Source organism: Pseudonocardia alaniniphila (assembly GCF_022524485.1).
Lineage (GTDB): Bacteria > Actinomycetota > Actinomycetes > Mycobacteriales > Pseudonocardiaceae > Pseudonocardia > Pseudonocardia alaniniphila.
In genome coordinates this window covers 21,287-32,219 of record NZ_JAKXMK010000058.1, presented here as the reverse complement: position 1 = coordinate 32,219, position 10,933 = coordinate 21,287, and the positions used below count along the sequence as shown (strand labels likewise).

Annotated in this window: 12 protein-coding genes and 1 pseudogene; 4 read left to right on the top strand and 9 right to left on the bottom strand. The window is 71.0% G+C overall.

The features are described from left to right. Positions 1-160 precede the first annotated feature (160 nt). The 5 genes from MMF94_RS41350 to MMF94_RS41330 form a co-directional block, all read right to left on the bottom strand. Positions 161-538 carry a cupin domain-containing protein gene (locus tag MMF94_RS41350; protein ID WP_241042971.1) on the bottom strand — a complete coding sequence of 126 codons (378 nt, stop codon included), beginning with the start codon at positions 536-538 and terminating at the stop codon, positions 161-163. Between the two features lie 72 nt (positions 539-610). Next, on the bottom strand, positions 611-3,751 hold the full coding sequence (locus MMF94_RS41345) for an ATP-binding protein (protein WP_241042970.1): 3,141 nt from the start codon (positions 3,749-3,751) through the stop codon (positions 611-613). Between the two features lie 31 nt (positions 3,752-3,782). Beyond that, complete coding sequence (locus tag MMF94_RS41340; protein ID WP_241042969.1) at positions 3,783-5,237, bottom strand: amidase; 1,455 nt, start codon at positions 5,235-5,237, stop codon at positions 3,783-3,785. Then, complete coding sequence (locus MMF94_RS41335; protein ID WP_241042968.1) at positions 5,234-5,515, bottom strand: hypothetical protein; 282 nt, start codon at positions 5,513-5,515, stop codon at positions 5,234-5,236. Before MMF94_RS41335 ends, MMF94_RS41340 begins: the two co-directional genes overlap by 4 nt. Positions 5,516-5,650: 135 nt before the next feature. Then, entirely contained in the window at positions 5,651-6,019 is a 369-nt protein-coding gene (locus tag MMF94_RS41330; RefSeq protein ID WP_241042967.1) for a hypothetical protein, read from the bottom strand. Between the two features lie 340 nt (positions 6,020-6,359). Between MMF94_RS41330 and MMF94_RS41325 the strand changes: the two genes are divergently transcribed. Further along, a complete protein-coding gene (locus MMF94_RS41325; protein WP_241042966.1) occupies positions 6,360-6,614 on the top strand; it encodes a DUF397 domain-containing protein in 255 nt (84 codons plus the stop codon). 38 nt (positions 6,615-6,652) lie between these two features. Here MMF94_RS41325 and MMF94_RS41320 read toward each other — a convergent pair whose 3' ends face one another. After that, complete coding sequence (locus tag MMF94_RS41320) at positions 6,653-7,543, bottom strand: helix-turn-helix domain-containing protein (RefSeq protein ID WP_241042965.1); 891 nt, start codon at positions 7,541-7,543, stop codon at positions 6,653-6,655. A 205-nt stretch (positions 7,544-7,748) separates the two neighbouring features. Here MMF94_RS41320 and MMF94_RS41315 point away from each other — a divergent pair, with 205 nt between their 5' ends. Beyond that, positions 7,749-8,585, top strand: a complete 837-nt coding sequence (locus tag MMF94_RS41315; RefSeq protein WP_241042964.1) for an SAM-dependent methyltransferase — start codon at positions 7,749-7,751, stop codon at positions 8,583-8,585. A gap of 57 nt (positions 8,586-8,642) precedes the next feature. Next, positions 8,643-9,320, top strand: coding sequence for a class I SAM-dependent methyltransferase (locus MMF94_RS41310; RefSeq protein ID WP_241042963.1), 678 nt, complete (start codon positions 8,643-8,645; stop codon positions 9,318-9,320). A 6-nt stretch (positions 9,321-9,326) separates the two neighbouring features. Here the strand turns inward: MMF94_RS41310 and MMF94_RS41305 are convergent, their stop codons facing one another. Continuing rightward, positions 9,327-9,473 carry a hypothetical protein gene (locus tag MMF94_RS41305; protein WP_241042962.1) on the bottom strand — a complete coding sequence of 49 codons (147 nt, stop codon included), beginning with the start codon at positions 9,471-9,473 and terminating at the stop codon, positions 9,327-9,329. Between the two features lie 34 nt (positions 9,474-9,507). Here MMF94_RS41305 and MMF94_RS41300 point away from each other — a divergent pair. After that, positions 9,508-9,624: pseudogene (locus MMF94_RS41300) on the top strand (LuxR C-terminal-related transcriptional regulator); the annotation flags it as partial. Position 9,625: 1 nt separating this feature from the next. On the opposite strand, the gene MMF94_RS41295 reads toward MMF94_RS41300, so the two are convergent. Both MMF94_RS41295 and MMF94_RS41290 read right to left on the bottom strand, forming a co-directional pair. Then, positions 9,626-10,462 (bottom strand): alpha/beta fold hydrolase, encoded by an 837-nt coding sequence (locus MMF94_RS41295; protein ID WP_241042961.1) that lies wholly within the window; start codon positions 10,460-10,462, stop codon positions 9,626-9,628. Continuing rightward, entirely contained in the window at positions 10,459-10,932 is a 474-nt protein-coding gene (locus MMF94_RS41290) for a MarR family winged helix-turn-helix transcriptional regulator (RefSeq protein ID WP_241042960.1), read from the bottom strand. Before MMF94_RS41290 ends, MMF94_RS41295 begins: the two co-directional genes overlap by 4 nt. Position 10,933: the final 1 nt, after the last annotated feature.

The window sequence follows — 10,933 nt, the reverse complement described above, 5'->3', positions numbered from 1 at the left end:
AACACCACGCCGAAGATCGCGAACGGCGCGATCGGCACCATGAACACCAGCCCGTACACGAGCAGGTCACGCAACGTCAGGCTGCGCCGCAACTCCTGCTGGTAACCGAACTCGCGCAGCCCGCCGTCCTCGGCGGACTCGTCGACCGGACGCTCGGCGCTCACCCTGCCTTCGCCGCTGCGATGTTCGCGCTGACCACGGCCATCGTGGCGTCGAGCGCGTCCGTCGGGCTGAACTCGATCAGCTCCGTGTCGGGGAACATCAGCGGCAGGTGCCCGGGCGCACCGTAGTAGGCGTCTCCCGCGACGTAGGTCTCCTCGCGGTCGGCATACCGGTAGATGACCTTGCCGCTGACCACGACGCCGAAATGCGGGCACTGGCAACGATCATCGGGGAGGCCGCGGAAGAGCGGCGCCGGGTCGAACTCCATCTTGTGGGTCTCGAACGCAACCGTGTAACCGCCCAGCTCCACGTAACGAGCCTCGATGATGGGCTCATCGACGGTCAGTGGGGCCTCGGTCTTCGACGTGCGTGGCATCTCGATCTCCTCTCGGCGAGCCGGTCTGGCTCACTCATGAGGCGTGAGATCGAAGGACACGATGTGTGCGGACTATGAACGCCACGTCGTCGGCGACTCGGGCCGGTAGCTGCACGACGTGCCGGTGCTCACCGAGTGCCGCAGATGCGCGCCCAGCTCGGGATGCGCGGATTCGATCCGGCGCATCGCGTCGCGGATCCGTGCGGTGACCGCGGTGCGCGCACGTTCGGCCGGCTGCCCGGCCCGGCGGACCCTGCCCCCGAGGCCGTAGGCCGCCGACAGCTGGGCCACCAGCGCCTCACGTTCCGCGGAGAGCGCGACAGAACGCTCCTGGTCGCCGCGGGCGTCTGCTTCCGTCTCCTCCTCGTCGAGCTCCAGAAGCCGCCGCCGGTAGGCCGCCCGGGCGGTGGCGTCGACGACCTCCCCCAGGTCGCCCGGCTCGTGCAGCTCGCCGGGCGGCACCTCCGCCGCTGCGGCGGCCGACGGCGCAGCGGCGAGCTCGACAGCGGGGAACTCCCGGCCCGGAGCCGCGAGCAGCACGGCCAGGTCCCGCAGGCCCTTGCTGTCGCGCAGCCGGACCTCCCGGCGCTGGTAACGCAGTGTCCAGAACTCGCCCTCACGCAGGAACCGGTTGTCCGACGCGCCGAGCCCGTCCGCCCCGCCGCCCTCCGCGGCAGATCCCAGCTCGTCGGCACGTCTCGTGACGCCCAGCGCGCGGTAGAGATCCCGTGCCTCGGCCAGCCGGGCGGGATCCGAGAGCGCCAAGCCGGCGTCACGGAGGGTGCGGGCGACCAGCAGGGTGGCACCGATCCCCCGGACCTGCTCCAGCGCGCGCTCGAAATGGCCTGCCGCGGTGGCCGTCTCGCCGTCGGCGGCAGCGAGGATGCCGAGATATCGATGCACCGGCCCGCGGAGGGCGGCACCGATGCCCTCGACGACGAACAGCCCGGCCAACGGAAGCAGCTGCTCGTAGGCCCAGCGGGCTACCGGGTGACGACCGATCGTCCCGACGGTCTCGGCCAGCTGGGCCATCATCGGCAGCCACTCGGAGTCACGCGGCGCGGCGGTGAGCTGGGGGGTGACGGCGTCGAGCCGGGCTGCCGCCTCGCCGGCCCGGCCCTGGTGAGCGGCGACGTGCGCCATGGTGACGAAGGGCCACACACCGGCGTAGCCGTACAGGTCCACCGCGGCGAACAGCTCGGTGATGCCCGGCTGGTCGTCCAGCTCGGTGAGAAGGCACCAGCGCGAGGTCAGGACGAGCGCCTGCGCATTGTCACTGCCCGCGCCACGGCCGAGCCGCTCGGCGTCGGCGAGATGCGCATCGCAGTCGGCGATCCGTCCCTCGGACAACGCGCGCATGCCCTGCCACATCGGGACGTACCAGGCGTAGGCCGGCTGACGCAAACCCGCGGCCGTCACCGCGTACGCCTGTGCCTCGGCATGGGCGCCGACGACGTCCCCGACCTCGAGCAGCGCCACGAGGCGGAACCTCCGGCCCAGCAGCTCCAGCGCGGGTGAGCGCCTGCGGGCCGCTGTCGCCACGATCTCACTCGCCCATTCCGCCCTCGACCGGCTGTGTTCAGGCCCGGCGAGCACGTCACAGCGAGCGGCGAGCGCCTGGCCGAGCGCGTCGTCGTCCCCCGACGCGCGGGCGAGCGTGACGGCCTCCTCGCTCAGCTCGGCGCGGCGCTCCTCGCTCGCCAGCAGGGTGAGTGCCACCGACAGCCGCGCCGCCGTCAGCGACCGGAGCACCGTCTCCTGTTCGGCGAGCGCGGAGCGGGCCTCGGTGAGCAGGTCGACCTGCTCACCGTCGAGCAGCGCGACCTCGAACCCGACCCCACCTGCGAGTCCGAGCGCCGCCCTGGCCACCAGCGACGCCGACCCGAGCCGCCGGCCCAGCCCTGCCGCCTCCCTGAACACCCCCCGTGCCGTCGCCGGATCCCCCGCCGCCACCAGTGCCTCCCCCTGGGCGACCAGCATGTCGGCTCGCCGTGCAGGGTCGGCGCCGCCGAGCCCGCCCTCGAGCGCGGCGGCCGCCCGCGCGTACCACTGGGCGGCGTCCTCGTAGGCGGCGACCGCGGCGGCGCGCTCACCGGCCTGCGCGGCCGAGCCGGCCGCCTGAGCCCGGTGCTCCGGGCCGGCCTGCAGGAGATGGTGGGCGATCACCGCCGGGTCCGCCTCGGAGCGCGCGAGCTCCGCGGCGATCCGGCCGTGCAGCGCCTGGCGCTCGCCCGCTGGGAGTGCGCGGTGGACCGCGTCCCGCAGGAGGTCGTGCCCGAACGCCACCCGGCTCGGTCCAGCGTCGACGATCAGCGCCTCGGCCCTCGCGGGATCGAGGAGCCGGTCCAGCTCCTCGGGCCCGGTCGCGGTCAGCGAGGAGAGGGTTGCGATGTCGACGTCCCGGCCGACTGCCGCGGCCGCGGCGACGGCCTCCGCGCTGGGAACCGGCAGGCGCGCGAGCCGCCCCGCCACCAGCGCCCGCACCGACTCCGGCACGGCCAGCGCGGTGACCGGGTCGCCCAGCCCGCCCCGGCTGCGCAGGAATGTCACCAGTTCGGTGACCAGCAGCGGGCTACCGCCGGTGCGCTGGGCGACCACCCGCAGCGTGTCGGGCTGGGGCGACGAGCCGGATGCCGCCATGAGCTGCGCAACGTCGTCGGTGGACAACGTCGCCAACGGCAGCGACCGGCCCGCTCGGACCAGTTCGCCACGGATCCGGCCCCGCCCCTGCCAGGCCGCCTCCCCGTCGCGGGACGTCGCGAGGATGACCACACGGGTCGCGCGCAGCTGCCGGGCCACATGGCCGAGTAGTTCCAGGGACGAGGCGTCGGCGTCGTGCACGTCGTCGAACACCAGCAGCAGCGGCGTGTCGGCGGCCGATGTCGCCAGCAGATCGACGACGTCGTCGAACATCCGCTCCCGCATGCCCTCGGTCGCCGGGCCGCCGTCCGGGAACATGTCGTCGCTGTCGGGCGCGACCGTGCGCAGCAGCCGCGCCCATGGCCGGAACGCCGCGGAAGCCGGCTCGCACCCGTGCCATGCGGTGCGGTAGCCGGTCGCCCTCGCCACGGCCTCCTGCGCCAGCCGCGACTTGCCGACGCCGGCCTCCCCCGTGACCAGCACCAGCGTGCCGCGTGCCGCCCGGCCCGCCGCCAGCACCGCCTCGATCTCGGCGACCGCCTCCGACCGGCCCACCAGCGGATACGAGGTCACCGCGCGCACCGCCTCCTCCACCTGGTCGTCTTCAGTGCCGCGATGCGTGCACCGCCGGCATGCGATCAGCCCACGGCCTGGCCCGCTCGAGCTGTCCGGCCAGCCTGAACAGGTCGGCCTCGGCACCGAACCTACCGAGGAAGTGCACGCCGATCGGCAGTCCGTCGGCGTTGTGGCACAACGGCACCGACATCGCCGGGTTGCCGGTGATGTTGGCGACCACCGCGGGGTACTCGACCGTGCGTCCGCCACGGCGGTACGCGCGCAGCGGATCGTCCGGTGTGGACACGATCTGCCCGAGCGGCGCCGGCGGTTCCGACATCGTCGGGGTGAGCCACATGTCGACCTCGCCGAGGAAATGTGCCACGCCGCGGGCGAAGACCTGCAGGCGCTCCACGGCCAGCAGGTACTCCCCACCGGTGGTACCGCGAGCCTCCTCCCACGAGACTCGGGTGATCGGCTCCAGGTCGTGCGGCCCGGGCTCCCGGCCGAGACGGCGGATCCACGATCCGATCAGCCACGCGAGAGTCGCGTTGAAGATGGTGCCGATCGCGTCACCGGCCTGCTCGAGACCGGGCACGTCCGCTTCGACGACATCGTGGCCCAGCTCGGCGCACAGCGTCACCGCGTCCATGAGCGCCGCGACGCAGTCGGGGTGGCCGAGCTCGCCGCCTGCCGTCCGCGGCGTGTACGCGATGCGCAGCCTCCGCGGGTCGGTACCGACCTCGGCGGCGAAGGGCCCCGCCTGGGCCGGGGCGGGGTAGGGGTCGCCGGGCTCCGCGCCTGCGGTGGCGTCGAGCAGCGCGGCGCTGTCCCGCACCGAGACCGTCATCGCGTGCTCGGCGATCCACCCGTTGACCATGTCGCCGTACTGCGGTCCCAGCGGCACCCGCGCACGTGTCGGCTTGAACCCGAACAGGCCGCAGGCCGAAGCCGGGAAGCGCAGCGATCCGGACAGATCGTTGCCGTGCGCCATCGGCACCATCCCCGATGCCACCGCGGCAGCCGATCCGCCCGACGACCCGCTCGTCGAGCGGTCCGGGTTCCACGGGTTGCGCGTCACTCCGAAACGAGCGGGCTCGCAGGTCGGCACCATTCCGAACTCGGGAGTGCTCGTCTTGCCCAGCATGACGAGCCCCGCCGCCTGCAGCCTCCTGACCAGCTCGGAGGTGTGCCCGGACACGTAGTCGCGCAGGAACGCCGAGCCGGAGCTCAGCGGAACGCCCTCCTCCTCGGCGATCAGATCCTTCAGCAGGAAGGGCACTCCGGCGAAGGGGCCCTCCGGCACGGCCCGCGCCCTGGTCCGCGCACGTTCGTACGTCGGGGTCACCACCGCGTTGATCAGCGGGTTCAATCGCTCGATCCGCTGGATCGCCCAATCCACCAGCTCCAGCGGTGTCACCTCACCCCGGCGCACCAGTTCGGCCTGGCCCGTCGCGTCCAACGTCGCGATCTCCGCCGCCGGGCCCGTCGTCTCGACGGTCATCGCGAGACCCCCACAACGGAATGCTGAACGTCCCCGACCTGCTCCACCCGCGGCTGCGGCAGTCCGGCCGCCGCGAGTGCCGCGCGCAGGGCATCTCCCCCGCTGAACGCCGCGAACTCCGCGCGGGACGGACAGGTGTCGAAAACGGTCAGCCCACGCTCGGTGCCGACGCAGAGCTGTAGCTGCACCGCGCCCGGCGGCAACCCCTCGAGCAGTCGGTGGTACGCGGGCAGCAGATCGTCTGCATGCCCGTCGAAGTGGTAGGCGCCCAGGAACATCGTGATCCCTCCCCGTGAGCGGACCGGTGGTCCGTTGCTCCTAGGGCGTGAGATCGGTGTGCGAAAGGCCCGCACGACGTGATCGGGCCGGTACGGCTGGGGCGCACAAGGGAGAGCTGCCGGCGGGTCGCCGCCCTACGCGAGTCTGCCCGCGCTCATGATCCGTTCGGTCTCCTTGCCGATCTCCCAGAGCCGGCACGGCCACACGGGCGCTGCAGTGGTCGGATACCGGCAGCCGCGGCAGTGGCCGGTGGAGTCGGCGCTGTGCTCGACCAGGATCCGGCGCAGAGCGCCGGCAGAATAGGTCGCCGCGAGTATCTCGGCGATGCTCTGAATCTGGTCGGACCTCGACTGCTCCCCCACGTGGACGCCCCCTGTCGGCTCGTGCGCGAGGCCCGCCCGGCGCCACGAATCGTGCAGCGGCAGCCGCGGGCATTCACTCCGTGTCAGCCCTCGTCGTTTCGTCTCCATCGTGTGGTGCAGCAGCGCGTTCCCTGTTGTCACGGAGGGTATGCACACGAATCACCACAGTGACTCACACCGTTGGCAGTGTGCCGCTCACGGGATGCATATGCAAGATGTAGCTGCATGTGCACGATCAAGAGGGAACAAGAACCAATCCGCCGGGTGATCCGAGCGCCGAGTCGCGGGCCGTCCACTCGCCCGAACTTCTGCTCTGAGCTGCACGAATCCAATGGTTGAACATTCATCTCACGGTCGCCCAGCGCCCCATACAACTGTCACGTGCGGGCGCACGTACGGCGTCCACCGTGCATATGCACGTGCATATGCACGGTGCTACGTTCTCCCCGGCCTACTGACTCTGCACGAGCGGAGATGATCAATGCCGAACGAGGATCTCAGCGGCTGGTCCGCAGAACTACTTCGTGCCGTCACATGGCGAAAGAGCAGCTTCAGCGGCCAGAACGCCTGCGTGGAGGTTGCGACGCTCGACTCCGGCGACGTGGCCGTGCGCCATTCCCGCCATCCCTCCGGGCCCGCGCTCGTCTTCACCGCCGCCGAATGGTCGGCGTTCCTGACCGGCGCACAGCACGGTGAGTTCGCCGTGCCCGCCCGTCCCGGTAGCGCCATCACGTGAGGGGGACGAACCGGCGCCGGACGTGCCATACGTGCGGCTCAGATCTCCGCGATCACCTTGCTGAGCAGCTGACGCGACCGGTCGGGCGTCTCGGCGTCCACGGACAGGCGGTCGATCGACCGGCTGTACGTCTCGATCTCCTCCTGGCTGTCGAGGTACAGCGCACCGCTGAGGTGCTCGATGTAGACGACGTCCGGGAGTTCGGGCTCCGCGAAGCGCAGGATCATGAACGGGCCCTCCGCCGCGTAGCCGCTGAGGGCGTTCGGCACGACCTGCACCGTGATGTTGGGCTGGCGCGACGCGTCGAGCAGATGCTTGAGCTGCTCCCGGAGCACGCGCCGGCCACCGATCGGGCGGTGCAGCACGGACTCGTCGATCACCACCCACAGCTTCGTGGGGTGCACGCCCGTGAGGATCTTCTGCCTCTGCATCCGTAGCGCGATACGGCGTTCGGTGTCGGGGGGTGCGTGCTCGGGCCGCCCGCGGGTCATGATCGACCGTGCGTACTCCTCGGTCTGCAGCAGACCCGGGACGAACTGCAGCTCGTAGGCCTGGATGCGCTCTGCCGACTCCTCCAGGCCCACGAAGTCGTGGAACCAGCCGGGCATCACGTCGTTGTACCGGCGCCACCAGCCGGGCTGGTTGGCCTGCCGGACCATCTCGAGGAAGGCCTCGCGCTCCGCGGCGTCCTCGACGCCGTAGGTGATCAGCAGGTCGGACACGTCACGTTCCTTGAACGCGACCCTCCCGAGCTCGAGGCGGGAGAGCTTCGAGTCGGACGCGCGGATGACGTAGCCGGCCTCGGACCGGGAGAGTCCCGCAGCCTCCCGGAGGCGCCGAAGCTGTGCTCCGAGCACGATGCGCCGGGCGGTGGATCCGCGAGTGGGTTCGCCTCTCGCACCGGTCTCGGATTGGCCGCGTTCGACCATCCGCTCCTCCCCGTTCGACCCGTCGGAACTCTCCACCTCTCTCGCGGCGGACGGAGGGCCCGTGCCCTACCCGCCGGTGAACCGTACACGCGACGATGCCAGTGGCAGAAGTTTCGGCTGAGGTTCATCTGGGTGACCCCTTGCCCTACACTCGCACCGCCCGAGCAAGATTCCGGGCCACGACCAACCACGTAGTGAGGCACGTATGCCTGGTGCTGAGGCTCCCGCTTCCCACGAAGTCGTTCCGCCTTATATCGACGTGTCGAAGGCGAGTGTCGCCCGGGTCTACGACGCTTTCCTCAACGGCAAGGACAACTACGAGATCGACCGTGAGGTCCTGCGCCGGATCCAGCGGGTTGCGCCGGAGGCCACTCTGCTGGGGTGGGACAACCGCGAGTTCCTCATCCGCGCCACCCGCTTCATCGCGAGCCAGACCGGCATCACCCAGTACCTGGACTGCGGCTCCGGCCTGCCCACTGCCGAGAACACCCACCAGGTCGCACAGCGGATGGCCCCTGATTCGCGCGTCGTCTACGTCGACAACGACCCGGTTGTGCTGGCTCACGGCCGGGCCTTGCTCGAGGAGAACGACCAGACACACCTCATCGCGGCCGACATCTTCGAGCCGAGAGACGTGCTCGAGAACGAGGTAGTGCGCAAGCATCTCGACTTCTCGCAGCCTATTGCGCTCCACCAGTGCGGCACGATGCACCACTACACCGGCGAGCGGTACGGCGAGATCATGCAGGAGTACATCGAGGCCCTGCCGTCCGGATCGTATGTAGCACTCAGCCACTTCTTCGACCCCGAGACGTCCGAATACAGCGGCCTCGCGCGAAAGATGGAGGAGATTTTCATCCACAGCCCGATGGGCAGTGGAGCATTCCGCACGAAAGCTCAGATCGAGAGCATGCTGCAAGGGCTCGAACTGGTCGAGCCCGGTTTGGTGCGGTGTACGGACTGGTGGCCCGACGGCCCGCACGTGAAGCCGATGGCTCCTGTTCAGTACTGCATCGTCGGCGCCGTCGGCCGCAAGCCCTGACGCTCGCGCAAACCGCGAAATCGCCCTACCACCCACGACCAGGGCAGACTGGCTCGGATGACGGACCGTTCAGCGCCGAGCACGGGCGACCCCCGGCTGGACCTCGTGGCCGGGTCGATCACGCTGCGACGCGGGCGGATCGAGTTCGTGCACCCGCGTGATCCCGCGGCGCTGCTGTACGAAGAGGACGTTGCCGCCGACGAGGCCTACCCGCCGTACTGGGCGGAGCTGTGGCCGAGCGGCATCGAACTCGCGTATGCCGTGTCCGCACAGGACTGGCGGGATGTGCCGGTGCTCGAGCTGGGGTGCGGTCTGGGTCTTCCGTCCATCGCCGCCGCGCTGGCCGGGGCCCGCGTGCTGGCGACCGACCGCTCAGCCGATGCCGTCACGTTCGCCGCCGTCAACGCGGAGAGCAACGGGGTGTCCGTGGAGACGGCCGTGTGCTCGTGGGCCGACCCGGCCCCACTGATCGACCGAGGGCCGTGGCGGCTCGTGCTGGCCTCCGACGTGCTCTACGGGCAGCGCAACGTCGACGAGCTGCTCACCCTGCTCCCCCAGCTGGTCGGCGATGACGGCGAGGCGTGGATCACCGACCCGCAGCGCCCGCTGACCAACGAGTTCCTGGAGGCAGCCACGGCGACATGGCACTGCGTAGAGGCAACGCCGAGCCGGTTGCCGCAGATCCAGATCATCCGTCTCGGCGGACCTCCACGGCCGGGCCGATCGACGTCGTGATCGCGGTCAGTGCCGCGGCTTCTCCAAGCGTGACCCGCCCGGGCTCGTCGCGTCCTGACCGTTGCCGGGCGCGGGCCCCGGGCGCGGGGCGACCTCGCCGACGATCGCCGCACCGAGCAGCAACGGCACGACGATGAGATAGACCGAGGTCACCGCGTCGGGCGCGATGAACGTCGAGCTCGTGGTCGGCGACGCAACGGTCAAGACCCACGTCGCCCGGGTGCTCATGAAGCTGGGCCTGCGCGATCGGGTGCAGGCGGTGATCTACGCCTACGAGCACGGTCTCGTGAAGCCGGGAGACTGAGCTACCCGACGGCGGCGAGGAACCTGCGCAGCGTGTCGTTGAACAGTTCGGGCTGGTCGAGGTTGGGCATGTGCCCGGAGTTCTCGATGCCGGCGAGCCGCCCCGCCGGCACGACGTCGACGAGCTCGCGGACCATGCGGACGTGGTCGGGAGAGTCGATCGCACCGACCACTCCGAGCACCGGCACCCCGATCCCCGCGGCCCGCCGGGCGGCGTCGGCGACGGGGATCGGCGGCGGCCCGCCGTGCACGACGTGTGTCGTCAGCGTGTCGGTGATCATCTCCCGGCACAGCGCGACGACCGCGGGTGCGACGTCGGAGAGCTCCCGGTACGGGCCGACGAGCCCGAGCTCGAGGAACGCCTCGGTCCAGGCCTGCGCGTCGAAGGCGGCCTGCGCCGCGGCGAGTGCGGCGAGGCGCCCGCGGCTCCAGGGGTCGCTGAACATCCGCTCGTCGAGGGGCGCCATGCTGCTCGCGCCGGCACCGCACGAGACGACCGCCGTGACGAGCGCAGGGTGCTCCAGCGCGGTGTCCAACGCCGTGGCAGCGCCCATCGAGAGCCCGACGAGCACGGCCGACCCGATCCCGAGCCCGTGCAGCGTGGCCGCGACGTCGTCGCACTGCCGGAACGGCGCAATCGGCGTCGACGACGAACCGTGCCCGCGCGCGTCGAGCCGGACGACCGTGTGGTCGGCGGCGAGCGCGAGCTGCGGCTCCCACATGCGCATGTCCATCGCACCGCCGTGGAGGAACACCAGCGGAGCGCCCTCCCCGGTGAGCTCGTACGCGATGTGGCCACCCTCGACGGGAACCGTGCCGGTCAGGATCGTGCCGGTCATGACAACTCCTCGCTGATCGGGGGGATGTCGCTGGTCAACCGGGTGACACCGGTGGTGAGCGCGTCGAGCACGCGAACGGCCGCGACGATGTCTTCCGGGTCGAGCCCGGCCGCGATCGAGGCGAGATCGCGCAGCTCCGCCTCGTGGATGCGCTCGAACGCCGCACGCCCGGCTTCGGTGAGCCTGACGAGCGGCGACCGCTTGTGCGCGGGGTTCGGCCCGGTGGCCACGAGGCCCAGCGCCAGCGCCTGGTCGACGAGGCGCTGGATCACCTGCCGCGGCATCGACAGCGTGCGACCGATCGCCGGAACCGGGGCGGCGCCCCCGACGTCGATGGTCTCCAGCAGTGCGCGCACGCCCATCGTGATCTGCTCGTCGGCGAGCGCAGCGGTGACCGCCCTGGCCGACAGCAGGTGCAACGGCCGGACGTAGCGAAGCACCGCGTAGAGCTGGCGAGCGTCGGCAGTCATG

What these genes read in the sequence shown, in the direction of transcription:
- MMF94_RS41320 (WP_241042965.1), bottom strand. Translation starts at nt 7,543, where the DNA reads ATGGTCGAACGCGGCCAATCCGAGACCGGTGCGAGAGGCGAACCCACT.
- MMF94_RS41340 (WP_241042969.1), bottom strand. Translation starts at nt 5,237, where the DNA reads ATGACCGTCGAGACGACGGGCCCGGCGGCGGAGATCGCGACGTTGGAC.
- MMF94_RS41335 (WP_241042968.1), bottom strand. Translation starts at nt 5,515, where the DNA reads ATGTTCCTGGGCGCCTACCACTTCGACGGGCATGCAGACGATCTGCTG.
- MMF94_RS41350 (WP_241042971.1), bottom strand. Translation starts at nt 538, where the DNA reads ATGCCACGCACGTCGAAGACCGAGGCCCCACTGACCGTCGATGAGCCC.
- MMF94_RS41310 (WP_241042963.1), top strand. Translation starts at nt 8,643, where the DNA reads ATGACGGACCGTTCAGCGCCGAGCACGGGCGACCCCCGGCTGGACCTC.
- MMF94_RS41295 (WP_241042961.1), bottom strand. Translation starts at nt 10,462, where the DNA reads ATGACCGGCACGATCCTGACCGGCACGGTTCCCGTCGAGGGTGGCCAC.
- MMF94_RS41315 (WP_241042964.1), top strand. Translation starts at nt 7,749, where the DNA reads ATGCCTGGTGCTGAGGCTCCCGCTTCCCACGAAGTCGTTCCGCCTTAT.
- MMF94_RS41290 (WP_241042960.1), bottom strand. Translation starts at nt 10,932, where the DNA reads ATGACTGCCGACGCTCGCCAGCTCTACGCGGTGCTTCGCTACGTCCGG.
- MMF94_RS41325 (WP_241042966.1), top strand. Translation starts at nt 6,360, where the DNA reads ATGCCGAACGAGGATCTCAGCGGCTGGTCCGCAGAACTACTTCGTGCC.